A 24214-nucleotide genomic window follows, 5' to 3' on the forward strand; every position below is an offset into this window, starting at 1 on the left:
TTTTTCGTTGGGTCTTCCTCTCCCCTGGCTTTGCGGCGACTCTGGTCCGACCGTGGGGTCGACCCGGCTTCGCGTCAATGATGTGGACCCACTATTTCACGCCGCGGATGAACATCGTGAGCACCGCGCCCAGCACGGCCGCCACGAGGGCGACCACGAGCAGGGCCGTGAAGTCCGTGCCACCACCCAGCGAGGCCAGCAGGAAGCCGCCGACGCCCGGGGCGAGGGACTGCGGGAGGGCGTTGGCCATGTTGAACACGCCCAGGTGGTCGATCCTGCTGTCGTCCGTGAAGGCCGGGGGCGGGGTCAGGGGACTCCTTCGCCGCAGGGCTCGCGGCCCCGGGGCCGCCGTCTGCGGTCCCTGCTGTCTCCGGCCCTGGGTCCCGGCGCGGCGCCAGCCGGCGGGGTGTCCGGGAGGCGCCCAGGTCAGGGCGTGCGGACGGCCCCGAAGGAGAGGGTCCGGCGCAGCGCGAAGCCCAGCTGCCGGTACGCGGCGATCGCCCCCGTGTTCGACGCCGCCGCGTGCAGCATCGCCCGGTCCCCGCGAGCCCGGATGCCGTGCGCGACATCGAGCACGAGCCGCGAGGCGAGCCCCTGGCGGCGGTGCTCGGCGTCCACCGCGACGGCGCTGATCTCGGTCCAGCCCGCCGGGTGGAGGCGCTCGCCGGCCATCGCCACGAGCCGTCCCTCGCGCCGCACCCCGAGGTAGCGGCCCATCTCGTGGGTGCGCGGCAGGAAGGGACCCGGCTCGGTCCGCCGCACCAGCGCGAGCATCTCCTCGGCATCCTCCGCGCCGAGCTCGACCGCCTCCTCGAAGGGGCGGGTGGCCAGCGCGTCGGTCTCCACCAGCTGCACGCCGGGGATCGAGAACACGGGCAGCCAGCCCGTCGGCAGCAGCGGGTCGGCATGGGAGACCATCACCTGCGCGTCGTGGCCGAACACCTCGATCAGCGCGTCCCAGACGTCCGGGTGCTCCCAGTCCTGCACGCCCACCATCGGGGAGACGTCCTCCGGGTACCGCAGCACCAGCTCGTTGCCCTCCGCGAGGTGCGCATGCGCCCCGGTCAGGGAGGACCAGGCGGGGGAGTCGAGCACCGCGGCACCGGGCGGGTCGACGAACGGGGCGGAGGGGTCGGTCATGGTCTGCTCCCGGGGTGCGTGCGATGTGGGCCGACGGGCAACCTACTCCCGCGCGCCCGCCGCGGGCGCGGGCGTGTGATGGGATGGGGGGCGTCGTGTCGCCCGCACTCCGTTGGTCGACGCCTCCGCCGCTGCGAAGGGAGCCGGCCCCGCGCCGCCACCGCCCATGATCCACCCCGTCCCGTCCACCGCCCCCGCCGCCCCCGGCGGCTCCCCGAGCCCCGGGGGGAGCGCCGGTCGCCTCGCCGCCCTCGGCTGCCTGATGCTCGCGATCATCCTGGTCGTGGGGCTCGGCGGGTACTTCGGCATCGGGGCCCTGATGTCCCGCGGCGACCCGCGGGACGGCGAGGAGACGAGCGAGGCGCCCACGAGCCCGGTCCAGACCTTCGGGAAGGACGAGGCCCAGCCCTTCGGCACCCCGCTGCTGTTCACGCCGCGTGACTTCACGGGCGAGGTCGTGGTGACGCTGGACGCGATGGACTGGCAGGCCGGGGGCGAGATCGCCGAGGCCAACACCTACAACGACCCGGCCCCCGCGGGCAGTCGGTACATCATGGTCACGGCCACCCTGGAGAACCATGCCGACGTGGACTTCGGCATCGCCGGGGGGATCTCGGTGCAGTACGTCGAGGAGGACGGCACCGTGCACGACTACGAGGCCGTGGTGGTCCCGGTCTACGAGGACACCGACGATGTCCCGGCGGGCGGCAGCCTCCAGTGGCAGTGGGCGTACCTCGTGCCGGAGGACGCCGCCGAGGGCGGTCACTTCGTCCTCTCGAACTTCGCCCCCGAGCTCGAGGACGGCCAGTGGGTCGAGGCCGCCTGAGGGGCGGCGCCTGATCGGCTTCGCCTGATCGGCGGCTCGCGGCCGGCGCGGCCCGCCCGGTCCGCGCGGGCGGGCCGGGCCCGATGCGGCTCAGCCGAGCACGTCGTCGATCTGGTCGATCGAGGACCGCGCGCCCTCCTCGACGCCCATGTTGAGCACCTGCTGCAGCCCCTCCGCGGTCGGGTAGACCGTGGTGTAGACCGCGTGCGTGCGCCCGTCCTGCTCGGTGAGCACGGCCGTGGTGTCGGCGGCCGGCAGGGAGGTGTCGGGGGTGAAGTCGGCGTCGGCGAAGCCGTCGCGATAGGTGAACGACCGCGGCGCGTCGACCTCGAGCACCTCCCAGTAGCCGTAGAACTTCTCGCCCTCGGGGCCGGTCATGAAGTACGTGACCTTCCCGCCCGGGGTGAGCGAGTGGTCGACCACGGTCGCGGGGAACTCCGGCGGGCCCCAGATCCGCTCGAGCGAGCGCGGGTCGGCATAGAGGTCGAAGACGGCCTGGGCGGGGGCGGCGAACTCGGCCGTGATGGTGATCGTGCCGGCCTCGAGGTCGTGGGAGATGTCGGTGACGGGCATGGCGGGGCTCCTTCCTCGGGACCTCGGGACGGCCGCTGAGGTCGCGCCGTCCGCCGGGTCGGTGGGCTCACGCTACTCCGGTGCGGACCGCCGAACCGAGCTCCGGAGTGACGGCCGACAGCCCGCTGACCTGGGGTGATGCTCCGGGGAGCGCGAGATGTGGCGGAGCTGTAAAGGGACTGGCAAGAAAGGTCAAGGGATCGTAAAGTCGTCTCCGTGGCCGACGCCGGACGCGTCGGCCGCCACCCGCCGGCACTGCGTCGGAGGGATCTTCTGAGGGGGAGAGATGACCACGACCACCACACGACGAGCGACCGCGCTGAGACGACTGGGCCTCGGGGCCGCGGCCCTGGTGCTGCTGGCCTCCGGATGCGCCGGGACCGCACCCACGACCGATGCGGGAGCGCCCGCCGAGGGGCGCGAGGCGGCCGCGCCCGCCGACGCCCAGGGCGCCCGGACCGCGCACGATGCGGGGGAGCAGGGCGACCAGGGCGATCAGGGGGAGGGCGACCAGGGCCAGGGGGGCCAGGGCGACCAGGACGATCAGGGGGAGGGCGACGGGTCCGGTGACGACGCGTCGACGGTCCCCGTCCCCGCCGCCTGGGAGGGCACGCTCCTCGCCGAGCGCCTGCCCGAGGACGGCGACACCCACTACCTCGCGCTGCAGAACTTCTATCTGGACGACGCCGGGGCGACCGAGATGACCGCGGCGGAGATCATGGGCCAGGAGTTCTTCGGGTCCCTCGGTGCGGACTGCGAGGGCACCGCGGTGCTCGACGGGTCGGCGGCGAGCTGCACCTTCACCGAGGACGGCCGGGACTGGACCGCGGAGGCACGCATCGTGCGGACCCCCTTCGACGGCACCGGGCTGCTGATCCTCGCCTCCGACGGAGAGCGCCACGAGCTCGTCGTCCCCGAGGGGGCCGTCATCGGTTTCTCGGGCACCGGGTCCCGGAGCCTCGACGAGGTCACCGCGGAGGAGGTCGAGGGTGCTGCGATCAACGGCGTCCTGCTCGCCTCGTCGCCGGAGGGCCCGCTCCCGGCCGACGTCTCCGCCGACTGCGAGCTCCTCGACGGCGGGGAGCACGCGATCTGCGAGGTGACCGGCACGCCCGACGGCGCGGGGGACGGCACCTACCTGCTGACCTCGCAGAACCGCTACGCCGGCGAGCCGGGATCCCTCGGCTACCTGGTGACGGAGTTGCCGGCCGCCTGAGCCGGCCCCGCCGCCCCTCCGGGCGGCGCCAGGACTCCGCCCGTGAGGGTGCGGTACGAGAGCGACCTGGGGCCGGGGCCGACGGATCAGGGGGATCCGTCGGCCCCGGAGGTTGTGGGGAGCAGGTATCCGATAGATATGCCCCCCCCCCCCCCCCCCCCCCCCCCCCCCCCCCCCCTCCCCCGCAGCGATCGCGACAGCAGCGACCGGACGTGGCCAGCAGTGACCAGCAGTGGCCCCGACGTGACGATGACGTTGAAGGGATGACCGCCATGACCACCCACCTCCTGACCTCCCGCGGCCGACGCCGCGGCACGACCCTCCTGGCCGCCCTCGCCGCGGCCTCCCTGCTCGCCGCCTGCGGCGGCGCGCCCGACAGCGCCGAGGACGGCGTCCCCACCGCCTCCGGGACGGTCAGCGACGGCGGCGGGGACGACCCGACCTCCGCCTCCGACGGCGGCGGCGAGGAGGGGACCGCCACCGCGACCGCCGAGGACGGGGACGGCGGCGCCGAGGACGGGGGCGGCACCGACGCCGACGGCGAGGGGACCGGCGACGGCGTCCGCTGGCCCGCCCGCCTCCCGGCGAGCTGGTCGGGGACCATCTCCTCGGAGCCGCTCGAGCCCTCCGGAGGCATCGCCTATCTCGTCCTGACCCCGCTGTACGAGACGTACGACCTCACCGAGATCACCGCCGAGGAGATCGAGGGCTCCGAGTTCTTCCACGCGCAGCAGGGCAGCTGCGAGGGCTCCGCGGTCCTCGACGGGCGGGCGGCCTCGTGCACCCTCGTCGCCGATCCCATCGCCGGGAGCACCGGGGATCCCACGGCCCCGGCCGAGGTGCGGCTCGTCCACGGCCCCTACGGCAATCCCTCGATCCTCACCAGCGTCGACGCGGAGGGGCTGACCGAGCTGCCGATCGCCCCGGAGACCACGCTCGGCCTCGGACGGGTCGAGCCCTACCTCCTCGAGGAGGTCACCGCCGAGGACGTGGAGGGGGCGCTCCGCGAGGGCGTCCTCGAGGTCGGCATCGACCCCGTCGACCTCCCGGAGGACACCGCCGTGGAGTGCGAGGTCGTCGACGAGGGCCTGCACGCCCTGTGCGAGATCACGGGCGGCATCGAGGGCGGCGGCGTCGAGGGCTTCTGGTACGCGACCGCGCAGCCGGGTCCCTCGAGCGACGCCTATGACGGTCGCTGGTACCTCTTCTCCCGCTTCCCGGACCAGTGACCCGCGCGGGATGGGGGGCGGCGGTGCTCACCGCCGCCCCCTATCCTCGTGACCATGTCATCGCCGCGGGACAGATCCTCCGGGTACGACTGGGCCGAGTCCGCGACCCCGTCGGACCCCGCGCCGATCACGCTCCCGGACCGGCGCGCCGAGGGCCCGGTCCCGATCACCACCCCGTCGGACCCCGCGCCGTGGGCGCCCGTCCCGGGTCCCGACCCGGTCGATCCGCTGGCGCCTCCGGCGTCGGCCCGCTCGGGGACCGAGGAGGGCTTCGACCCGGCCGCCCTCGGCCGCCCCGACCCCGACGCGCTGCCGCGCGAGCTGCCGAGCGGGCCCCATGGCGCCCCGCTCTTCGGCTGGGACGAGCCGGACGATCCGGCGGAGGACCCTGAGCGCCGAGCCCGCCGCTCCCGCCGCGCGGTGCTGATCGGGATCGTCGCCCTGCAGGCCGCTGCCGTGCTGATCATCGGCGGCCTCGCCCTGCGCGGGGCGATGGACCTGGTGGGACCGGAACCCGCCCCGGGCGCCGCGGATCCGGGCGCCGCGCCGACGGGCCCCGCCGCACCCCGCACCACCCCCGCCGCCCCCACGGGCGCGACCGGACCCTCGGACCCGGGGACCGTGACGGATGCGCAGGAGCGCGAGCTCGCCGACGGCACCGGTGCCTACGACTCCCCGGGCGAGGTCGGCGTGCACACCTTCAGCTGGCCCACTTGGACCGACGGCACGCTCTCCGTGACCGCGCTCGCGGTGGACCCCGAGGCGACCCTCCCGGCGGCCGCCGGCGAGGACGTGATCCAGGAGGGGTACCGCCTCGTCTCGGTCACCTACGAGGCGCGCTACGAGGGGCCGGGCACCTTCGCCCCGGTCGAGGAGCTGTGGCTCACCGCCGAGACCGACCGCACCTACTACCAGGACGTCGCGGTCGGACTCGTGGCGGATCCGATGCGCTCCGCGCCCAAGCTGCGCGACGGCGAGAGCGCCCGCTTCACCAGCCTGTTCATCGTCGCGGAGGACGAGCTCGAGGGCGTCCGCCTCGGCGCCCAGACCTTCGACGGCGAGATGCTCTACTACGCCGTCCGCTGAGCCGGGACCGCGGCCCGCGGCGCCCCGCGCCCGGTGGACACCCCGCCCGGGGCTGAGGCATGATCTATCTGCAACTCGCGGTACCAGACACTCCCCGCGAGGCCCGAGATCTCGACGACGAGTCCGCGAAAGGCCCCCCGAATGAGCAGCTACACCGAGCACGTCACCCGCGTCCTGCGCGAGGTCCGCGACCATCCCGGGCTGGGCACCGTCGCCGTCCTCACCATCGCCCCGCCGGAGGGGGAGGAGTCGCGACCCGCGACCCTCGGCCCCCGCTCGATCGAGGCCGTCACCGGCGCGATCTCCGAGGCGCTGGACCGCGCGGAGGCCGGGGAGATCGCCGCGATCGCCCTCACCGGCACCGGCCGCACCTTCCTCGCCGGAGCCGACCTCTCGATGTTCGCGGACCCCACCGCGGCCGAGAACGTCGCGGCCATGACCCGCGCCGCGCACGACCTGCAGATCCGGGTGCGCCGGAGCCCCGTCCCGATCCTCGCGCACCTCAACGGCACCGCGCTCGGCGGCGGCCTCGAGGTCGCGCTGATGGCCGACGTGCGCACCGCCGCCCCCGGCGTACGCGCCCTCGGCCTGCCCGAGACGGGCCTCGGGATCCTGCCCGGCTGGGGCGGCACGACCCTCCTGCAGAGCGTCGTGGAGCCCGAGACCGCGGTGCGCATGATCCTCGAGGATCCCGCCCGTGACCTGCAGCTGAGCGCGCAGGCTGCCCTCGAGATCGGCCTGGTCGACGCGATCGCCGCCGACCTCGACGAGGCGCTCGAGCAGTTCGCCGCCCTCGCCGCCGCCCACCGGGACGAGGAGACCGCCGACGGGGCGGGGCCCGCCGCCGACGTCTCGGAGGGTGCCGCCGCCGTCGGCTCGGCGAGCGCCGCCGGGTCCCCCTGGCCCGGTCGCTCGGCGCCGCTGCCCGCTTCGGGCAGCCCCGAGGCCGAGGCCCTGCTCGACGCCCTCGACGCCCCGCACTCGCCGGTCGAGACGCGCCGCGCCCGGGCCGCTCGGCTCGAGGCGCAGGGAGCCCCCGCCGTCGGCCGTGCCCTCACCCTCCTCCAGGCCCTGCCCGGCAGCACACTCCGCGAGGCGCTCGACCGCGAGGCCGAGGCGCTCGCCGAGCTGGTCCGCTCCGACGCCGCCTCCGCCTCGCTCTACGCCGCCGAGCTGCTGCGCCGCGGGAAGCCCGGCCGCACCCCCGTCGAGGGCGCCCGCGAGCTGCGCCGCGTGGGCGTGGCCGGGGCGGGCCTGATGGCCTCCCAGATTGCCGCCCAGCTCGCCCTCGGCCTGCAAGTCCCGGTCGTGATGCGCGACCTCGACGAGGCGATCGCGGAGAAGGGTCTCGCCGCCGCCCGTGACGTCGTCGCGCAGACCGCCGCGCACGGCCGGATCGATGCGGCGACCGCCGAGGCCGTCGCCGCCGGGCTCTCGGCCACCACCGACCTGCAGGAGCTCGCCGGCTGCGACCTCGTGCTCGAGGCGGTGCCCGAGGTGCTCGCGATCAAGCGCTCCGTCTTCGCCGAGCTCGAGGGCGTGCTCGCCCCGGACGCCCTGCTGGTCACCAACACCTCCTCGCTCTCCGTCGCGGCGATGGCCGAGGGCCTCGCCCATCCGGAGCGCGTGGTGGGCCTGCACTTCTTCAACCCCGTCGCGAAGATGCCGCTGGTCGAGGTGATCCACACCGAGGCCACCGACGCCACGACCCTCGCCACCGGGCTCGAGGTGGTGCGCCGGCTGCGGAAGTTCGCGGTGCGCAGCGCCGACGCCCCCGGGTTCATCGTCAACCGGCTCCTGTTCCGGGTGCTCGGCGGGGTGCTCGCCTCGCTCGACGCGGGCGCCGACCCGGCCGAGGTCGACGCCTCCCTCGACCCGCTGGGCCTGCCGATGCGACCCTTCGCCCTGCTGGACCTCGTGGGCCTCGGCGTCGCGGACCACGTCGGCCAGGTGCTCCGCGAGCAGCTCGGCGACCGCTTCCACGCCTCGGCGGGACTGAGCCTCATGGCCCAGGGCGGCGCACACTTCACCGAACGCAGCCGCACCCAGGTCCATCCGCCCGTCTCGCCCACGGTCGCCGAGGTCTTCGGGCAGACCTCCGCGGAGAGCAGGTCGGCCGACGAGCCGCTGGTCGGGGCGGCGCTGCTCGAGCGGGTCCGCGACGGCCTCGCCGAGGAGATCGGGCTGATGCTCGAGGAGGGCGTGGCCGAGCGACCCGAGCAGATCGACCTGGCGCTGATCCTCGGCGCGGGCTTCCCCCGCCATCGCGGCGGCATCACCCCGTACCTCGATGCGAGCGGTGCCTCCCGTCGGGCCGCAGGAGGCAGCTTCCACGGCGAGCGGTTCGCGCGCACGGCCGAGTGAGGCCGCGGAGGCGCGCACCGGACGGTGAGCCGCGCTGACGGCGTGACCTGATCGGGACGGTGCCTGGGGCGGGATGCCGCCCCCGGCACCGTACGATGTGTGCGTCGGCTCACCGTGGACCGGCGACCAACGGGGTGTCCGGGAGAGAGGGGTCGGCGCGCACCGAGCGCCGGACGAGAGATGTCACAGCCGCCGCAGAACGGATGGGGCCAGCCCTCCGGCAACGATCCCTACGGCCAGCAGGGTGCGTATGACCCGCAGAGCGGGTACGGCCAGCAGTCGGGATCCGACCAGCAGAGCTCGTTCGGGCAGCAGGGCGGCTACGGCCAGCAGCCGGGCGGCTCGGCCGCCGACGGTTCCTTCGGGCAGAGCCCCTCCTTCGCCCCCGCCTTCGGCGCCGGTCAGACGGCCGCGGCCCCGGCGCCCCAGAAGTCCGGGGGTGGCGGCAGGATCGCGATCTTCGTCTGCGCCGGCTGCGCGGTGCTCGCGCTGCTGCTGGTGGTCGTCGGCGGCGGCATCTTCTGGTTCTCCGGCCGGGGCGATGACGAGGCCGCGGAGACCACCTCCGCGGAGGAGACGAGCGCCGAGGAGACCACCCAGGAGGAGACCGCCGAGGACCCGGTCACCGAGGAGGAGCCGACGACGGAGGAGGCCACCTCCGAGGAAGCGACGACCGAGGAGGCGACCTCCGCGGCGTCCTCCGGCGGGCAGTACGCGATCGGCGAGACCTTCACCATCGGCAGCGACGGCACCACGGTCGACGTCACCGTCGGCGAGGTGAACTGGGACGCGACCGAGGCGGTCGTCGCCGTGCCCTACATGGAGAACCCCGAGCCCGCCGCGGGCAACCGGTACATCACCGTGCCGCTGACCCTGACCTATCACGGCGCCGAGGAGACGATCGGCGGCCTGCTGGTGCTCCCCAGCTACGTCACCGGTGGCGGCGCGGAGATCCAGACCGCCACCGCGATCGCGCCCGACTACGAGGGCTACATCGCCACCGTCAACGACGGTGACACTGTCTCCTTCGAGGTCGTCTTCGAGATCCCCGACGCCGACGCCAACTCGGGCCAGTTCACCTTCGTGACCTTCGCCGACTTCCTCGCCGAGCCCGCGACAGTCAGCGCCGTCTGACCGCACGGCGGGGCTGTCAGAGCCGTCTGACCGCCCGGCGCGGCCGTCAGCGCCGCGGCGCCGCCCAGGCCTCGAGGCGCTCGAGGGACTGCTCGATCGTGTCCCGGCTCTTGCAGAACGCGAGCCGTAGGTAGGAGGCGGCGTCGCCCGCGCGCCCGCCCCGGTAGAAAGCGGACAGCGGGATCGCCACAACGCCCGCCTCCTCGGGCAGCCGCTCGCAGAGCGCCGCCGCGTCGGCCTCCCCGAAGGGCGCCGCATCGGCGACCGCGAAGTACCCGGCCTCGGGCACGCTCACCCGGAACCCGATCTCGCGCAGTCCCTTCGTGAGCAGGTCACGGCGCTCGCGGAGGTCCGAAGCGATGTCGTGGAAGGCCGAGGGGGGCAGGGCGAGGCCCGCGGCGACGGCGGGCTGGAAGGGAGCGCCGGAGGTGTAGGTGAGCCACTGCTTCGCCCCGGTGATCGCCGTGATCAGCTCGCGGCGCGCGGTGATCCAGCCGATCTTCCAACCGGTGACGGAGAAGGTCTTGCCCGCCGAGGAGATCGACACGGTGCGCTCCTGCGCCCCGGGCAGCGTCGCGATCGGCAGGTGCGCGGGGCCGAAGGTGAGGTGCTCGTACACCTCGTCGGTGACGATGAGCGCGTCGTGCCGCTCCGCCTCCTCGAGGATGGCCTGCAGCGCGCCCACCCACAGCATGAGCCCGGTGGGGTTGTGCGGGGAGTTCACGAGCACCATCCGGGTGCGCTCGGAGAAGGCACCGCGCAGCTCCGCCTCGTCGACGACGAGGACCAGATCGCCCCGATCGTCGGTGCGGGAGGTGACGGGGACCGTGCGATGCACGCCGCCGGCCAGCGCGATCAGGGCCGCGTACTGGTCGTAGAAGGGCTCGAGAGTGATGACCTCGTCGCCCGGGCGGACCAGCGCCAGCAGCGTCGCGGCGAGCGCCTCGGTCGCGCCGGTGGTCACGAGCACCTCGTGCGTGGGGTCCCAGTGCAGGCCGTACCAGTCGGCCTGGTGACGGGTGATCGCCTCGCGCAGCTCGGCCTCGCCCGCACCGGGCGGGTACTGGTTGCGGCCCGCGCGGATCGCGGAGACCGCCGCCTCGGCGACCACCTGCGGGGGCTGGTCGTCGGGGAAGCCCTGCCCGAGGTTCAGCGCACCGAGCTCGGCGGCACGGGCCGACATGCGGGCGAACACGGTGGGGCGCGCCTGACCGTCCACGAGCAGGCCGGCGGCGGAGGAGGCACGGGTCCAGGGGCCGGAGAAGTCCATGGCCGGAAGTCTGTCAGAGACGGGCGGGGAGGTCCCGGGGCGTCCTCGGCAGTGCCCGCGCGGGAACGGTCAGTGGCGCGGGAAGACGTACCGGCCGTAGGTGACGTAGCGGAAGGAGGTGGAGACGATCTGCCCGATGAAGGTGCCGGAGATGTTGTCCGCGAGCGGGGAGTCCAGGCCGAGCACGTAGCGGGAGATGCCCAGGCAGGAGAGCTGCAGTCCGCTCGCGATCAGGTTGATCAGCACGAACAGCAGGATCGAGCGGGCCGTGTCCGGGCGCGGGCGGTCCCCGAAGGTCCACAGCCGGTTGCCGAGATAGGTGAGGCAGGAGGCGGCGGCGATCGTGAGCACCTTCGCCAGGAGCGGGCTGCCGTGCATGATCCCGTGGCCCCAGCCCTCGGAGGGGCTCCAGAACACCAGCAGGTTGTACATCGCGGCGTCCAGCAGGAACACCACCCCGCCCACCAGCAGGAAGCGCATCGTCGAGGTGAGGTGCCCGTCGAGGAGAGCGGCGAGGCGGCCGCGGGGCGGGGCGGCGGAGCCCTCGGGGGCCGACGCGGCGTGGGCCGACGGGGAGTCAGTCGACGGGGCGTCAGCGGATGCGGAGTCGGCCGACGGGGTGCCGGCGGACCGGGCGCCGGCGGGCAAAGCGCCTTCCGACGGGGCATCAGCGGGCCCGCCCGCCCGCACGCGCGCGAGGGTGCGCTCGGCGGGGCGGTCAGGGGTCAGCACGCAGGCACTGTACCGGAGGGTCTACCCTGGATCCTCGGCCGTTGTGACGGGCCGGTCACGCAGGGCACCCCGTGCCCCGGCGGGATCCGGGCCCTGGGAGCGCACGGCCGGGCCGCTGCGACGGGTCCGACGGTGCATGTCGACCCTGGGAGCGCGCGGCCGCCCCCGTCGGCCGCCCTGCGCGGCCCCGCCCGAACGACCCCAGGAAGGCCCCCATGACCCACGTCGCCCTCGCCATCGCCGGCTCCGAGACCACCGGCGGAGCCGGTGCCCAGACCGATCTGAAGACGTTCCACCAGCTCGGCACCTTCGGCACCGCGGCGCTGACCTGCATCGTCTCCTTCGATCCGCAGAACGACTGGGCGCACCGCTTCGTGCCGGTGGACCCGCAGGTGATCCGCGACCAGATCGAGGCGACCACCGCCGTCCACGACATCGACACGGTCAAGATCGGCATGCTCGGCACCCCCGCGACGATCGACGCGGTCGCCGCCTCCGTCTCCGAGCGCGAGTTCCGGCACGTCGTCCTCGACCCGGTGCTGATCTGCAAGGGCCAGGAGCCCGGTGCCGCCCTCGACACCGACAACGCGCTCAAGGAGAAGATCCTCCCCCTCGCGACCTTCGTGACCCCCAACCACTTCGAGACCCTCTCGCTGTCCGGCATGGAGTCGATCGAGACCGTCGCGGAGCTCACCGAGGCCGCGAAGCGCATCCACGACACCTACGACGTGACCGTGCTGGCCAAGGGCGGCGTGGTGCTCGCGGGCGAGGACGCCGTGGACGTCTTCTACGACGGCGAGCAGGTCGTCGAGCTGCGCAGCCCCAAGATCGGCCAGGAGCGGGTTTCCGGCGCCGGCTGCACCCTCGCCGCCGCGGTCACCGCGGAGCTCGCCAAGGGTGCCACCGAGCTCGAGGCCGCCCGCATCGCGAAGGACGTCGTCACCAGCTCGATCGAGCACCGCCAGGGCGGTCATGCGCCCTTCGAGGCCGTCTACCAGGGCGCGTACCAGGGCTGAGCCGGCCGGATTCGGCCTGTCGGCCGGCGGGAGCCGGCTGGCGGGGGCCGCCGCCGCCCTCACCCCGCGGGCCGGCCTTGCCGCCCCGTCGGCCGCCCTCACCCCGCGGGCCGGCGCCGAGTGCTGCGTCTGGACCGTTATGGAGGCCCGGTGGCGGTCTGAATGCAGCACTCGGTGGTCGCGGCCGGGCTGGCCCCGGTTTCGGCTGGCCCCGCAGCGCCAGCCGCCCCGCCAGCCGTCCCCCGCCCCGCCTCGCAACGCCGGCCGCAGGTCACGGAACCGTCCCGAATCGCGACAACGCCGTCACGGAAGTGGACAGGAGGCCGGGAACCCCGAAGGATCGGGATATGGACCCCGCCCGCCCCGATGCCTCCGCGCACTCCTCGGCGCTCTCCGCCGCGTCGTCCGCCGACCCCCTGATCTCCGTGCGCGGCGTCGACAAGCTCTTCGGCGACTTCCAGGCGCTGAAGGGCATCGACCTGGACATCCACCGCGGAGAGGTGGTCGCCCTGATCGGGGCCTCCGGCTCCGGGAAGTCCACGCTCTGCCGCTGCCTGAACCGGCTCGAGACCATCTCCGCGGGCGAGATCCGCATCGACGGCGAGCTGCTGCCCGAGGAGGGGCGGGAGCTCACGCGCCTGCGCGCTGACGTCGGCATGGTGTTCCAGAGCTTCAACCTCTTCCCCCACCTCAAGGCGATCGACAACGTGACCCTGGGCCCGCGCAAGGTGCGCGGCGTGCCCAAGGCGGAGGCGGACGCCCAGGCGCTCGAGCTGCTCGAGCGGGTGGGCCTCGCCGACAAGGCGCACTCCCTGCCCACGGCGCTCTCCGGTGGCCAGCAGCAGCGCGTCGCGATCGCCCGCGCCCTGGCCATGAAGCCCAAGGCGATGCTCTTCGACGAGCCCACCTCGGCTCTCGATCCGGAGGTGATCAACGAGGTCCTCGACGTGATGACCGAGCTCGCCGAGGCGGGGATGACCATGCTCGTGGTCACCCACGAGATGGGCTTCGCCCGGCACGTCTGCGATCGCGTGGTCTACATGGACCAGGGCGAGATCGTGGAGGAGGGCGACCCGGAGGAGTTCTTCACCGCCCCGCGCACCGACCGGGCGAAGGCCTTCCTATCCAAGATCCTCGCCCACTGAGATCCCCTCCCGCGACGCCCGATCCCTCCGAGCCGAAGCCCCAGCCAGAGTCCCGACCCAGCCACCCCACTGTCGACCCGCCCGGGCCGACCCGACAGACCGGAGAGATCCATGACCAGCACCAGCTTCCGACCCGGCCGCCGCTCCGTGGTCGCCGCCGCGGCCGCCCTGCCCCTCCTCGGCCTCGCCGCCTGCAGCACGGACACCGGCGACGGCCCCTCCCTCGGCGGAGGCGCGGAGGGCGGCGGATCCGACTCCTCCGATGGCGGCGGCGCGGGCGGCGACGCCTTCGCCGACGTGATCGCCTCCGGCCCCGTCGCCTCCGACGACGTGATCGCCGCGAGCCCCTGGGCCACCGCCATCCGCGAGCGGGGCCAGCTGATCCGCGGCGGCACCCTCGCCAACCAGGTCTTCTCCCTCGCCAGCACCACGGGCGGCCAGCCCACCGGCTTCGACGCCGGGGTGACCCAGCTCCTGGCCCGTTACCTCCTCGGCGAGGGCGGCGAGGAGAAGGTCGAGTACCTCGACACCACGGTCGAGACCCGCGAGACCATGGTGCAGAACGGCACCGTCGACTGCGTGGTCGCGACCTACTCCATCACCCCGGAGCGCCTCGAGGTCATCGACTTCGCCGGCCCCTACTACCTCTCCGGCACCGCGATCCAGGTCCGCACCGAGGACGCCGAGACCATCTCCGGCCCGGAGGACCTCACCGGCCTGAACCTGGTCACCCAGTCCAACTCCACCGGCGTGCAGGCCATCGAGGAGTTCGTGACCGATCCGGGCGAGGTGCAGACCCTCCCCGACAACGAGTCCTGCGTCGCGGCGCTCAAGCAGGGCCGCTCCGACGCCTACGTGCTCGACCAGGGCGTGCTGCTCGGCAACTCCGCCGCCGACCCCGAGGTCACCGTGGTGGGCGAGCCCTTCGTCGACGACCCCTACGGCATCGGCCTCGCCCAGGACGCCGAGGGCGCGCTCGACCTCGTCAACGGCTTCCTGCAGGAGATCATCGACGCCGGCGTGTGGGAGCAGCTGTGGACCGCGACGGTCGGCCAGGTCATCGACGGCGAGGCTCCCGAGCCGCCCACCCCCGGCGATCTCCCCGCCTGATCCGCCGCCGACGGGGCGCCCTGCGCGGTGTCCCGTCGGCCGTCCCGTCCCCGCGAGAGGCCCCCGCCGATGAGAGTGATCCTCGAGAACCTGCCCCTGCTGCTGCAGGGCGTGGGGTTCACCATCGCCCTGACCCTGCTCGGGTACGCCTTCGCGCTCGTGCTCGGCACGGTCGTGGCCGTGTGCCGGGTCAGCCCCGTGCCGCCGCTGCGCTGGGCCGGGGCGGTGTACGTCGAGATCTTCCGCAACATCCCGCTGCTGAGCCTGCTGATCCTGATCGCCTTCGGCCTGCCCGACGTCGGGCTCCGCCTGCCGTATTTCTGGTGCGGCGTGCTGGGGCTGACCCTCTCCTCCGCGGCGTTCGTCGCCGAGAACGTCCGCTCCGGGATCAACACGGTGCCCGTCGGCCACGCCGAAGCGGCCCGCTCGATCGGCCTCGGCTTCTTCGGCACCCTCCGCTTCGTGGTGCTGCCGCAGGCCTTCCGCGCCATGATCCAGCCGCTGGTCAACGTGTTCATCGGCACCGTGATCGGCTCGGCGCTGTGCTCGGCGATCGCGGTCCAGGAGATCACCTGGGTCACCCAGACCCTCAACATCCGCTCCGGCCAGGCGGTCGTCATGTTCCTCGTGGCGGGTGCCGTGTACCTCGGCATGTCGCTCGGCGGCGCGGCGCTCGGCGGGGCGCTGCAGCGTGCGGTCGCCCCCGGTGGCCGGGGGCGTACCGACCGGGCCCGGCGCACCCTCGACGTGACCGCGGGAGCGCAGGCATGAGCGCCGGCACCGCCGCCTCGACCAGGGTCCTCTTCGACGCCCCCGGTCCCCGCGGCCGCCGCCGCATCCTGCTGCTGTCGATCCTCAGCATCGCCGTCTTCGCGACCCTGATCGGGCTGGGTCTGTGGCAGTTCCAGCGCAACGGCGAGCTCGACCCGGGCAAGTGGATCGTCTACCTGCGCGTCGACTACCTGGCCTTCCTCGGACGCGGACTCGTCGGCACGCTGCAGGCCACCGCCGTCGGCGCCGTGGTCGCCTTCCCGCTGGGGCTGCTGCTCGCCCTCGCGCGGCTCTCCCGGAGCCGGCTGCTGAGCGGGGCCGCGACGGCGTGGATCGAGTTCTTCCGCGGCATCCCGATGCTGCTCGTGGTCTACGCCTTCCTGCTCGCGCTGCCCGCCTTCGGGGTGACCTTCCCGCGCTTCTGGATGCTGGTCATCCCGATGATCCTGGTGTCCTCCGCGAGCACCGCCGAGGTGTTCCGCGCCGGCATCCAGGCCGTGGACCGCGGCCAGCACGAGGCGGCCGCCGCGATCGGCCTCGACCACGGGCAGGCGATGCGGTCCGTGGTGCTGCCGCAGGCGGTGCGCCTTGTGCTGCCCAGCCTCATCCTGGCCCTCGTCTCCCTGCTCAAGGACTCCACGCTCGGGTACGTCGTCTCCGTCAACGAGCTGCAGTTCCAGGGCAAGACCATGGTCTCCATCACCCGCTACCTGGTGCAGACCTACGTGGTGGTCTCCGCGATCTACATCGTCATCAACTTCGTCCTCACCCGGATCGCCCTGCTGCTGGATGCCCGGATGAAGGCCCGCGCGGCGGCGTCCTGAGCCGTCGGGGAGGAGAGCGTCATGTGCCGACTGCTCGGCGTCGTCGCCCACGGCGGGCGGAGTCTCCACGAGGTAGTCCCGGAGGAGCTGCCGCTGTTCACGGCGCTGTCCGAGCGGCACAAGGACGGCTGGGGCGTGGCCTGGTACGCCGGGGGAGCGGGGGCCGACGGGGCCGACGATCCCGCGCCGCTGCGGCCCGTGGTGCGTCGCGGCACCGACACCGCGCGGGAGTCCACCGGCTACGGGGACGCCGTGCAGGCCGCGCACGGCGAGGTGATCGTCGCCCATCTGCGGCGGGCGAGCGTGGGCCTCACCCTCGAGCTCGCCAACACGCACCCCTTCGTCGAGGGGGAGGTGAGCTTCTGCCACAACGGGCAGTTCGACCTCTCCGGGGAGCTGCGCGAGGGGATCCTCGGGCGCGGGGGACGGGCGCCGCAGGGCACCACCGATTCCGAGCTGTTCTTCTCGCTGATCACGGCCTGGGCCGCGGAGCTGCCGCAGCGGGACGGTCGGCCCGACTGGGCGCTCGCGCTCCAGCACGCCGCGCGGGAGCTCACGGCGCTGACGACGGAGCTGTTCGGCCGGCCGCCGGAGTCGCTGAACTGCCTGCTCACCACGCCCGGCACCCTCGTCGCCTTCGCCCAGCACGATCCCGCGCAGGCGCCGACGGACCAGCCGACCGAGGTGTACGACCTGCGCTGGCGGGCCGATCGCGACCGGGTGCTGATCTCCTCGACCGGATACCCGCAGCCCGGTTTCACGACCCTCGCCCCGGGGGCGGCGCTCACCGTGCACCGCGGCACGCTGCGGGTCGAGGAGCATCCGCCGCTCGCGGGCTGACCCGTCGGCCGTGGGCGGGGCGGGTCAGACCGGGACCCGTTCGCGATCCCGGGCCGCCTCGCCGTCGAGTGCTGCATCTGGACCGCTACGGGTGCCCCGCAGCGGTCCGAACGCAGCACTCGGGACGCCGGGGGCCGGTGGAGCGGGGATCGGGCTGAGCCGAGAGCCGCGCCGTCAGGGCAGGACGACCAGCTTGCCGGTCGCGCCGCCGCGTTCCATCAGGTCGTGCGCGTCGCGGATCCGCTCGAGCGGCAGGACCTGTCCGAGCGGCACCTGCGCCCGCCCCGCGGCGACGTCGTCGAGGAAGGCCTGCAGCACATCGGCCGGGAGATCCGACGCCTCGCCGCTGTAGGCCGAGAGCCGCACGCCACGGGGTAGGAATCCGATCGGGTAGAAGTCCGGGATCACCCACTCGTTCGAGAGCATCCCGGTGAAGCAGGCGACACCGTGCTCCCGCACGCAGGCGAGGGTGTCGCGCAGAGTCGGCGCGCCCACCAGCTCGAGGGCCGAGTCCACGCCGTCCGGCACCAGCTCCCGGACCGCGGCGGCGATCTCCCCGGAGTCGAGCACGACGTGGTCGACGCCCAGGGCGGTCAGCTCGTCGGCCCGCGCGAGCGACCGGGTGGTGGCGAGGACCCGTGCGGCGCCGAGCCGCTTCGCGAGGATCGCCGCAGCGCGACCGACCGACGACGTGCCGCCGCGGATCAGCACCGTGTCGCCGGGGCTGACGTCCATCCCGAGGGTCAGCGATCCGTGCGCCGTCTGCAGCATCTCGGGGATCGCGCCGAGCACCTCCCACGGCAGGTCCGCGGTGAAGGGGATGACCTGGCCACGGGGCACGCAGGTGTACTCGGCATATCCGCCGTCGACGGTCCGGCCCATCCCGCCCATCATGGTCATGACCTGCTGCCCCGGGCCGAGAGCGCCCGAGGGGTCGAGGTCCACGACGCCGGTCGCCTCGATCCCCGGGACGCGGGGGAAGACGACGCCCTCGGCGAGGCCGAGGCGCGTGTGCAGCTCGGAGCGGTTCAGCCCGGCGGCGCGCACCCGGATCCGCACCCAGCCCCGGGGCGGCTCGGGCAGCGGGAGATCGCGCAGCTGCAGCGCCTCGAGCGGGCCGGGCCCGTCGAGGACGACGGCGCGCATGGTGCGGGGGACGGGGAGGCTCCCGGGGGAGCCGGTGCTGCCGACGGGGGAGCCGCTGCGTGCGGGGGAGCCGGTGCTGCCGACGGGGGAGCCAGTGCCGGCGGGGTCGCGTCTCATCGGGACTCGCTCTCTCGGGCCGGGCCCGGATCCTGGGACTGCTCCTCGTCGCGCCGTTTGCCCAGCTGCTCGCGCAGCCAGGCCATCTCGGCGCGGCTGGTGGCGTGGGCGATGGTCATCATCCCGACGCGGTAGGGGTCGGTGAGGCGGGCGGCCCGCAGCGGCTCCCCGTCGGCCGTGAAGAAGCTGCGCGCGCCCTCGAGGAAGCGCAGGCGCCGGCGCAGCACCGCGTCCCGGGCGTCGGCCTCCGGCAGGTGCGAGAGGAAGGCGAGGACCACGAAGAACCGCGACTGGTCGGTGACGTCCGCGCCGTCGGCGCCCCGGAGCAGCTCGAGCAGTCGGGCACGGCCGCCGTCGGTGAGGCGGAGGGTGCGGCGGGCGGCGGCGGCCCGACCCTTCTCCTCGGTGCTGGTCACGTGCCCGGCCTCGCGCAACCGGCGGATCGCCGGATACAGCGCGCCGTCGCTCACCGTCCGCGCGTGACCGTTGAGCTGCGCCATCTTCTGGCGCAACTCGTAGCCGTGGAGCGGGGAGTCGGCGAGGAAGCCGAGGATCATCAGGTCGAGCACGGGAGCATCGTAGCCCGGTGATACCTCGTTTCGATATACCTCGGAACGATGTAGTGTGTGGGGCGGCCCGGATCTCCCGGACTGTTCGACGAGCGGGCTCCGATCGTGGCGTCTGACCGGTCGCGATCTCCCCGCCGGCCCCGTGCATGCAGTAGTGTCGACCGGACACGCTCTCGAACACCTGTACGACGAATCCCGCGTGGGGAGGCCCCGTGATCGCCTTCGAGAAGGTCGGCAAGACGTACCCCGACGGCACCGCCGCTGTCGAGGAGTTCAGCCTCGAGATCGCCTCTCACGAGACGGTCGTGCTGGTGGGCACATCCGGCTCCGGCAAGACGACGCTGTTGCGCATGGTCAACCGCATGGTCGACCCCACGAGCGGCCGCGTCACGATCGACGGGGACGACGTCGCGGGCCTCGACCCCGTGCGCCTGCGCCGCTCCATTGGGTATGTCATGCAGGCCAGCGGGCTGCTCCCGCACCGCAGCGTGCTCGACAACATCACCACGGTCCCCGTCCTCACCGGGTCCAGCCGCCGCGCCGCCCGGCCGCGCGCGCTCGAGCTGATGGCGACCGTCGGCCTCGACCCCGCGCTCGCCTCCCGCTACCCCTCGCAGCTCTCCGGCGGGCAGCAGCAGCGCGTCGGCGTCGCCCGGGCGCTCGCGGCGGACCCGAACATCCTGCTGATGGACGAGCCCTTCGGCGCCGTCGACCCGATCGTGCGCGCCGAGCTGCAGCACGAGATGCGCCGCCTGCAGCAGGACCTGCGCAAGACCACCGTCTTCGTCACCCATGACATCGACGAGGCCTTCCTGCTCGGCGACCGCGTTGTGATCCTCCGCCCCGGCGGGGTCATCGCCCAGGTGGGCACGCCGCAGGAGATCCTCGCCGCCCCGGCCGACGATTTCGTGCGCAGCTTCGTCGGCGCCGACCGCGGGGCGCGCACCCTCCATGTCGAGGAGGTCGGCGGGCGGCGGATCGTGGTGGACGCCGACGGGCGGGCCGCCGGGGTGCTCACGGCCGATGGTCCGGCTGCCGCCGTCGGGCCGGATTCCATGGGCGACCGGGCCGACGTCGGCCGACGCGGAGCGGAGCCCCGCACATGAGCTGGATCGGGGCGAACCTCGACCTCATCGGCTCCCACCTGCTCGCGCACCTCGCCCAGGCGCTCCCCGCGATCGTGCTGTCGTTCCTGCTCGCGGTGCCGATCGCGAAGCTCATCGCGGTCCGTGGCTGGCTGCGCACCCCGCTCACCGCGGGGGCGGGGCTGCTCTACGCGGTCCCCTCGCTGCCGCTGTTCATCGTGCTGCCGCTCGTGCTCGGCACCTCGATCCGCAGCCCGGGGAACGTGGTCGTCGCGCTGACGATCTACGGCCTCGCCCTCATGGTGCCGAGCGCCTCCGAGGCCCTGCGCGCCGTGCCGGGGGAGACCCTCCGCTCCGCGACCGCACAGGGGTACGCGCCGCTCGCCCGCTTCCTGACGGTCGAGCTCCCCCTCGCCGGCCCCGCCCTCGTCGCCGGGCTGCGGGTGGTCGCGGTCAGCACCGTCTCCCTCGTGACCGTCGGCGGCGTGCTCGGCGTGCCCAGCCTCGGCATGCTGTTCATCGACGGGTTCCAGCGCGGCATCATCGCCGAGATCCTCGCCGGGGTGGTGCTCACCGCCGCCCTCGCCCTGCTGCTCGACGCGCTCATCGTGGTCCTCGCCCGGATCGCGCTGCCCTGGGCGCATCAGCGGCCCGCGCGCCGCCGCACGACGGGGGCCGCCGCATGACCCAGCTCCTCGAGGCGCTCGCCTGGATCGCCGACCCCGCGCGCTGGCCCGGACCCTCCGGCATCCTCGCCCGGCTCGGCGAGCACCTGCTCTACACGCTGCTGGGCGTCGGCATCGCCGCGCTCATCGCTCTCCCCATCGGCCTGTACGTGGGGCACACCCGCCGCGGCCGCGGCCTCGCCGTGGCGCTCAGCGGCGCCGCCCGCGCCCTGCCCACCCTCGGTCTCGTCACCCTCTTCGGGCTGTGGCTCGGGGTGGGGCTCACCGCGCCGATGCTCGCCTTCGTGATCCTCGCGATCCCGTCCCTGCTCGCAGGCGCCTACTCGGCCTGCGAGGCGGTCGACCCCCGCACCGTCGACGCCGCCCGCGCCCAGGGCATGACCGAGTGGCAGATCCTCACCCGGGTCGAGGTGCCGATCGGGCTGCCGCTCCTCATCGGCGGGGTGCGCCTCGCCGCGGTGCAGGTCGTCGCGACCGTCATGCTCGCCTCCTACATCGGCAACGGCGGGCTGGGGCGCTTCATCTTCCTCGGCCTGAACCTGCGCGACTACCCGCAGATGCTCGCCGGGAGCCTGCTCGTCGTCGCCCTCGCCCTGGTCCTGGACCTCACGCTCCGCCTCGTCGAACGGCTCACCGCCCCGCGCGGCGCCGCCCGCGCCTGAGGACGGCGCCGCACCTCAGGATCCGCCCGCCGCCCCGCCCTCAGCTCCCTAGCCAGCCCGCCGATTAACCGCCGGACCCCTAGACCACCTCCCGCCGCACCATCCACAACCTCGCACCGAGCCCATCCCAGGAGGACACCATGACCGCACGCCGCCCCCGTACCCCCGTCGTCGGCCGCCGCAGCGCCGTCGCCCTCGCCGGCACCGGCCTGCTCGCCGTGACCGCCGCCGCCTGCTCGAACGCCGACCCCCTCGCCGAGGACAGCGACGCCCCCGCGGGCGGCGCCTCCGACGGCGGCGGTGCGGGCGGGACCATCGTCGTCGGCTCCCAGCAGTACTACTCGAACGAGATCATCGCCGAGCTGTACGCGCAGGTCCTCGAGGCCGCCGGGCTCACCGTCGACCGGCAGTACCAGATCGGCCCGCGCGAGGTGTACATGCCTGAGCTCGAGTCCGGCGCGATCGACCTGCTGCCCGAGTACCTCGGCAACCTGCTCCAGTACGTCGACCCCGAGGCTGCCGGAGGTACCGCCGACGAGCTCTCCACCGCGCTCGGCGACGCCCTGCCCGAGGGGCTACGGGTCCTCGAGCACGCCGAGGCGACCGACCAGGACTCCTACACCACCACCGCCGCCTACGCCTCCGAGAACTCGCTGGCCTCGATCGCGGACCTCGCCGGGATCGACGGCCTGCAGATCGCCGCGAACCCCGAGTTCGAGGACCGGCCCTACGGCCCCGCCGGCGCGCAGGAGATCTACGGCGTGACCGTCACGGTGCTGCCCGTCTCCGACTCGGGCGGCCCGCTCACCCTCCAGGCCCTGCTCGACGGCACCACCCAGCTCGCCGACATCTACACCGCCGACCCCGCGATCGCCGCGAACGACCTGGTCACGCTCGAGGATCCGGAGGCGATGATCCTCCCGCAGAACGTCGCCCCGCTCGTCTCGGCGAAGATCGACGAGACCGCCGCGGCGGCCCTCGCCCCCGTCACCGCGGCGCTGACCACCGAGGAGCTCATCGCGCTGAACACCCGCAGCGTCGACGAGCAGCTGGACTCGGCCACCATCGCCGGGGACTGGCTCGCTGAGAAGGGCCTGGTCTGATGCGGATCGTCGTCACCGGCGCGAGCGGGAAGGTGGGCGGCGAGGTCGCCCGCCTGCTGCACGGGGTGCCCGGGGTCGAGCTGCGCCTCGTCGGCCGGACCATGCGCCGGCTGCCGGAGCTCGCCGGGGCCGAGCGGGCCCTCGCCTCCTTCGCCGATCCCGAGGCCTGCCGCGCCGCCTTCGCCGGGGCCGACGCGCTGCTGCTCGTCTCCGCCGGAGAGGCCGCGGACCGTCTGGACCAGCACCGCACCGCGATCGACGCGGCCGTCGCCGCCGGGGTGCGGCACGTGGTGTACACGTCCTTCCTCGGCGCGTCGGAGTCGGCCGGCTTCACGCTCGCCCGCGACCATGGCGCGACCGAGCAGATGCTGCGGGACTCTGGCCTGACCTGGACGTTCCTGCGCGACAGCTTCTACGCCGACGTCCTGCTGGACTTCGGCGGCGAGGAGCGGGTGATCCGCGGTCCGGGCGGCACCGGGCGCTGCGCCTTCGTCGCGAGACGGGACGTCGCCGAGGTCGCCGCCGCGATCCTCCGCGACCCCGACCCCTGGGCCGGGCGGGTGCTGGACCTGACGGGGCCGACGGCCGTGAGCCTCGGCGAGGCTGCCCTGCTCCTCACGCGCGCCCGCGGCGAGGAGTACGAGTACGTCGACGAGACGATGGCGGAGGCCCGTGCCTCCCGCGCCCCGTACGGCGCGCCGGACTGGCAGGTCGAGGCGTGGATCAGCACCTATACGGCGATCCGCGACGGAGAGCTCGACGCGGTCGGCGACGGCGTGCGCGAGGTGCTCGGCCGCGCGCCGCGCCCGATCACCGAGGCGGTCGCGGACCCGCTGTAGGGGCGGTCCGTGCGCGGCCGACGAGCGGGGTCCGCCCGCGGGTGGGTCACCCGCGCCGGTGGGGGGACCCGGCGTCGGCGGGCGAACCGGCGTCGGCGGACGTGTCGCCGTCGGCCGAGGCACGCGCGCCGGCCGAAGCGCTCGCGCCCGACGCTGATCTCTGCCAGGCTTCCCACCAGGCGGCGACGAGGCCGCCGTGACCCGAGGAGCGCCATGACCTCCGAACAGCCCACCCTCCCCGCCGACGCCCCGGTGCCCGACGAGATCGTGCACAGCGTCCCCATCCGGGCGAGCGCCGAGACGGTGTACGGCATCGTGCGCGAACCCGGCTGGTTCATCAACGACGGCGAGTACCGGGAGCATGAGATCAGCGGGGACCGGGACGTGGTGCGCGTCGTCGACCCCGTCCACGGCGTCTTCCAGATCGCGATCGACGCGCTCGAGCCGCCGGACCGCGTGGTCTTCCGCTGGCTCGGCGGGGGTCTCGGCGAGCTGGCCGACGCCCCGCACAACACTGTCGAGTTCCGCATCGCCCCGGCGCCGGGCCCGGGGGCCGAGGGGGTGGTGCTCACCGTGCGCGAGCGCGGGTTCGCGGCGCTCGGCGTGGACGAGGCGCTGCGCCGGCGGAACTACGAGGAGAACCTGAGCGGCTGGCAGGAGGAGCTCGACCTCGCCAAGCGGCTCGCCGAGGGCGGGCGGTAGCGGCGGCGCAGCGCGCGGTAGCAGCGCCG

Annotated in this window: 25 protein-coding genes; 18 read left to right on the forward strand and 7 right to left on the reverse strand. The window is 74.0% G+C overall.

What is annotated here, in order from left to right:
• Window positions 1-91: 91 nt before the first annotated feature.
• Both V1260_RS06960 and V1260_RS06965 read right to left on the reverse strand, forming a co-directional pair.
• On the reverse strand, window positions 92-259 hold the full coding sequence (locus V1260_RS06960; protein WP_329746086.1) for a hypothetical protein: 168 nt from the start codon (window positions 257-259) through the stop codon (window positions 92-94).
• Between the two features lie 167 nt (window positions 260-426).
• Window positions 427-1140 (reverse strand): GNAT family N-acetyltransferase, encoded by a 714-nt coding sequence (locus V1260_RS06965; RefSeq protein WP_329746087.1) that lies wholly within the window; start codon window positions 1138-1140, stop codon window positions 427-429.
• A 166-nt stretch (window positions 1141-1306) separates the two neighbouring features.
• Here V1260_RS06965 and V1260_RS06970 point away from each other — a divergent pair, with 166 nt between their 5' ends.
• Complete coding sequence (locus V1260_RS06970) at window positions 1307-1966, forward strand: hypothetical protein (RefSeq protein ID WP_329746088.1); 660 nt, start codon at window positions 1307-1309, stop codon at window positions 1964-1966.
• A gap of 90 nt (window positions 1967-2056) precedes the next feature.
• On the opposite strand, the gene V1260_RS06975 is transcribed toward V1260_RS06970, so the two are convergent.
• Window positions 2057-2539, reverse strand: coding sequence for an SRPBCC family protein (locus tag V1260_RS06975; RefSeq protein ID WP_329746089.1), 483 nt, complete (start codon window positions 2537-2539; stop codon window positions 2057-2059).
• A gap of 286 nt (window positions 2540-2825) precedes the next feature.
• Here V1260_RS06975 and V1260_RS06980 point away from each other — a divergent pair, with 286 nt between their 5' ends.
• The 5 genes from V1260_RS06980 (at window position 2826) to V1260_RS07000 (ending at window position 9568) form a co-directional block, all read left to right on the forward strand.
• Window positions 2826-3755 carry a hypothetical protein gene (locus V1260_RS06980; RefSeq protein ID WP_329746090.1) on the forward strand — a complete coding sequence of 310 codons (930 nt, stop codon included), beginning with the start codon at window positions 2826-2828 and terminating at the stop codon, window positions 3753-3755.
• Between the two features lie 272 nt (window positions 3756-4027).
• Complete coding sequence (locus tag V1260_RS06985) at window positions 4028-4984, forward strand: hypothetical protein (protein ID WP_329746091.1); 957 nt, start codon at window positions 4028-4030, stop codon at window positions 4982-4984.
• Window positions 4985-5038: 54 nt separating this feature from the next.
• Window positions 5039-6070 carry a hypothetical protein gene (locus V1260_RS06990; protein ID WP_329746092.1) on the forward strand — a complete coding sequence of 344 codons (1032 nt, stop codon included), beginning with the start codon at window positions 5039-5041 and terminating at the stop codon, window positions 6068-6070.
• A 141-nt stretch (window positions 6071-6211) separates the two neighbouring features.
• Window positions 6212-8434 (forward strand): 3-hydroxyacyl-CoA dehydrogenase NAD-binding domain-containing protein, encoded by a 2223-nt coding sequence (locus V1260_RS06995; RefSeq protein ID WP_329746093.1) that lies wholly within the window; start codon window positions 6212-6214, stop codon window positions 8432-8434.
• Window positions 8435-8614: 180 nt separating this feature from the next.
• The gene (locus V1260_RS07000) at window positions 8615-9568 is read left to right on the forward strand and encodes a hypothetical protein (protein WP_329746094.1); all 954 of its coding nucleotides are present in this window, start codon (window positions 8615-8617) and stop codon (window positions 9566-9568) included.
• Between the two features lie 46 nt (window positions 9569-9614).
• Here the strand turns inward: V1260_RS07000 and V1260_RS07005 are convergent, their stop codons facing one another.
• Together V1260_RS07005 and V1260_RS07010 are read right to left on the reverse strand one after the other, a co-directional pair.
• Window positions 9615-10838 (reverse strand): aminotransferase class I/II-fold pyridoxal phosphate-dependent enzyme, encoded by a 1224-nt coding sequence (locus V1260_RS07005; protein ID WP_329746095.1) that lies wholly within the window; start codon window positions 10836-10838, stop codon window positions 9615-9617.
• Between the two features lie 69 nt (window positions 10839-10907).
• Complete coding sequence (locus V1260_RS07010; protein WP_329746096.1) at window positions 10908-11570, reverse strand: GtrA family protein; 663 nt, start codon at window positions 11568-11570, stop codon at window positions 10908-10910.
• A gap of 215 nt (window positions 11571-11785) precedes the next feature.
• On the opposite strand from V1260_RS07010, the gene V1260_RS07015 reads away from it, so the two are divergent.
• The 6 genes from V1260_RS07015 to V1260_RS07040 all read left to right on the forward strand — a co-directional run bounded on the left by V1260_RS07015 (window position 11786) and on the right by V1260_RS07040 (window position 17276).
• Entirely contained in the window at window positions 11786-12586 is an 801-nt protein-coding gene (locus tag V1260_RS07015; RefSeq protein WP_329746097.1) for a hydroxymethylpyrimidine/phosphomethylpyrimidine kinase, read from the forward strand.
• Between the two features lie 347 nt (window positions 12587-12933).
• Window positions 12934-13731 carry an amino acid ABC transporter ATP-binding protein gene (locus V1260_RS07020; protein WP_329746098.1) on the forward strand — a complete coding sequence of 266 codons (798 nt, stop codon included), beginning with the start codon at window positions 12934-12936 and terminating at the stop codon, window positions 13729-13731.
• Between the two features lie 111 nt (window positions 13732-13842).
• The gene (locus tag V1260_RS07025; RefSeq protein WP_329746099.1) at window positions 13843-14841 is read left to right on the forward strand and encodes a glutamate ABC transporter substrate-binding protein; all 999 of its coding nucleotides are present in this window, start codon (window positions 13843-13845) and stop codon (window positions 14839-14841) included.
• Window positions 14842-14910: 69 nt separating this feature from the next.
• Entirely contained in the window at window positions 14911-15612 is a 702-nt protein-coding gene (locus tag V1260_RS07030; protein WP_329746100.1) for an amino acid ABC transporter permease, read from the forward strand.
• Window positions 15609-16436, forward strand: coding sequence for an amino acid ABC transporter permease (locus tag V1260_RS07035; protein WP_329746101.1), 828 nt, complete (start codon window positions 15609-15611; stop codon window positions 16434-16436). The genes V1260_RS07030 and V1260_RS07035 overlap by 4 nt, the downstream gene beginning before the upstream one ends.
• Window positions 16437-16457: 21 nt before the next feature.
• Complete coding sequence (locus V1260_RS07040) at window positions 16458-17276, forward strand: class II glutamine amidotransferase (protein WP_329746102.1); 819 nt, start codon at window positions 16458-16460, stop codon at window positions 17274-17276.
• A gap of 174 nt (window positions 17277-17450) precedes the next feature.
• On the opposite strand, the gene V1260_RS07045 is transcribed toward V1260_RS07040, so the two are convergent.
• Window positions 17451-18539 (reverse strand): zinc-binding alcohol dehydrogenase family protein, encoded by a 1089-nt coding sequence (locus V1260_RS07045; protein ID WP_329746103.1) that lies wholly within the window; start codon window positions 18537-18539, stop codon window positions 17451-17453.
• Window positions 18536-19108, reverse strand: coding sequence for a PadR family transcriptional regulator (locus V1260_RS07050; protein ID WP_329746104.1), 573 nt, complete (start codon window positions 19106-19108; stop codon window positions 18536-18538). Before V1260_RS07050 ends, V1260_RS07045 begins: the two co-directional genes overlap by 4 nt.
• Before the next feature lie 212 nt (window positions 19109-19320).
• Between V1260_RS07050 and V1260_RS07055 the strand changes: the two genes are divergently transcribed.
• The 6 genes from V1260_RS07055 (at window position 19321) to V1260_RS07080 (ending at window position 24185) form a co-directional block, all read left to right on the forward strand.
• Window positions 19321-20214, forward strand: a complete 894-nt coding sequence (locus tag V1260_RS07055) for an ABC transporter ATP-binding protein (protein WP_329746105.1) — start codon at window positions 19321-19323, stop codon at window positions 20212-20214.
• On the forward strand, window positions 20211-20879 hold the full coding sequence (locus tag V1260_RS07060) for an ABC transporter permease (protein WP_329746106.1): 669 nt from the start codon (window positions 20211-20213) through the stop codon (window positions 20877-20879). The genes V1260_RS07055 and V1260_RS07060 overlap by 4 nt, the downstream gene beginning before the upstream one ends.
• On the forward strand, window positions 20876-21541 hold the full coding sequence (locus tag V1260_RS07065; protein WP_329746107.1) for an ABC transporter permease: 666 nt from the start codon (window positions 20876-20878) through the stop codon (window positions 21539-21541). Before V1260_RS07060 ends, V1260_RS07065 begins: the two co-directional genes overlap by 4 nt.
• 140 nt (window positions 21542-21681) lie before the next feature.
• Window positions 21682-22644 carry an ABC transporter substrate-binding protein gene (locus tag V1260_RS07070; protein ID WP_329746108.1) on the forward strand — a complete coding sequence of 321 codons (963 nt, stop codon included), beginning with the start codon at window positions 21682-21684 and terminating at the stop codon, window positions 22642-22644.
• Entirely contained in the window at window positions 22644-23483 is an 840-nt protein-coding gene (locus V1260_RS07075) for an SDR family oxidoreductase (protein WP_329746109.1), read from the forward strand. The genes V1260_RS07070 and V1260_RS07075 overlap by 1 nt, the downstream gene beginning before the upstream one ends.
• Window positions 23484-23696: 213 nt before the next feature.
• On the forward strand, window positions 23697-24185 hold the full coding sequence (locus V1260_RS07080; RefSeq protein WP_329746110.1) for a polyketide cyclase: 489 nt from the start codon (window positions 23697-23699) through the stop codon (window positions 24183-24185).
• Window positions 24186-24214 lie beyond the last annotated feature (29 nt).

The organism is Brachybacterium sp. J144, from assembly GCF_036321705.1.
GTDB lineage: Bacteria > Actinomycetota > Actinomycetes > Actinomycetales > Dermabacteraceae > Brachybacterium.

Coding starts and splice junctions, on each gene's coding strand:
- V1260_RS06965 (WP_329746087.1), bottom strand. CDS start 1,140: ATGACCGACCCCTCCGCCCCGTTCGTCGACCCGCCCGGTGCCGCGGTG.
- V1260_RS06970 (WP_329746088.1), top strand. CDS start 1,307: ATGATCCACCCCGTCCCGTCCACCGCCCCCGCCGCCCCCGGCGGCTCC.
- V1260_RS06975 (WP_329746089.1), bottom strand. CDS start 2,539: ATGCCCGTCACCGACATCTCCCACGACCTCGAGGCCGGCACGATCACC.
- V1260_RS06980 (WP_329746090.1), top strand. CDS start 2,826: ATGACCACGACCACCACACGACGAGCGACCGCGCTGAGACGACTGGGC.
- V1260_RS06985 (WP_329746091.1), top strand. CDS start 4,028: ATGACCACCCACCTCCTGACCTCCCGCGGCCGACGCCGCGGCACGACC.
- V1260_RS06990 (WP_329746092.1), top strand. CDS start 5,039: ATGTCATCGCCGCGGGACAGATCCTCCGGGTACGACTGGGCCGAGTCC.
- V1260_RS06995 (WP_329746093.1), top strand. CDS start 6,212: ATGAGCAGCTACACCGAGCACGTCACCCGCGTCCTGCGCGAGGTCCGC.
- V1260_RS07000 (WP_329746094.1), top strand. CDS start 8,615: ATGTCACAGCCGCCGCAGAACGGATGGGGCCAGCCCTCCGGCAACGAT.
- V1260_RS07005 (WP_329746095.1), bottom strand. CDS start 10,838: ATGGACTTCTCCGGCCCCTGGACCCGTGCCTCCTCCGCCGCCGGCCTG.
- V1260_RS07015 (WP_329746097.1), top strand. CDS start 11,786: ATGACCCACGTCGCCCTCGCCATCGCCGGCTCCGAGACCACCGGCGGA.
- V1260_RS07020 (WP_329746098.1), top strand. CDS start 12,934: ATGGACCCCGCCCGCCCCGATGCCTCCGCGCACTCCTCGGCGCTCTCC.
- V1260_RS07025 (WP_329746099.1), top strand. CDS start 13,843: ATGACCAGCACCAGCTTCCGACCCGGCCGCCGCTCCGTGGTCGCCGCC.
- V1260_RS07030 (WP_329746100.1), top strand. CDS start 14,911: ATGAGAGTGATCCTCGAGAACCTGCCCCTGCTGCTGCAGGGCGTGGGG.
- V1260_RS07035 (WP_329746101.1), top strand. CDS start 15,609: ATGAGCGCCGGCACCGCCGCCTCGACCAGGGTCCTCTTCGACGCCCCC.
- V1260_RS07040 (WP_329746102.1), top strand. CDS start 16,458: ATGTGCCGACTGCTCGGCGTCGTCGCCCACGGCGGGCGGAGTCTCCAC.
- V1260_RS07045 (WP_329746103.1), bottom strand. CDS start 18,539: ATGAGACGCGACCCCGCCGGCACTGGCTCCCCCGTCGGCAGCACCGGC.
- V1260_RS07060 (WP_329746106.1), top strand. CDS start 20,211: ATGAGCTGGATCGGGGCGAACCTCGACCTCATCGGCTCCCACCTGCTC.
- V1260_RS07065 (WP_329746107.1), top strand. CDS start 20,876: ATGACCCAGCTCCTCGAGGCGCTCGCCTGGATCGCCGACCCCGCGCGC.
- V1260_RS07070 (WP_329746108.1), top strand. CDS start 21,682: ATGACCGCACGCCGCCCCCGTACCCCCGTCGTCGGCCGCCGCAGCGCC.
- V1260_RS07075 (WP_329746109.1), top strand. CDS start 22,644: ATGCGGATCGTCGTCACCGGCGCGAGCGGGAAGGTGGGCGGCGAGGTC.
- V1260_RS07080 (WP_329746110.1), top strand. CDS start 23,697: ATGACCTCCGAACAGCCCACCCTCCCCGCCGACGCCCCGGTGCCCGAC.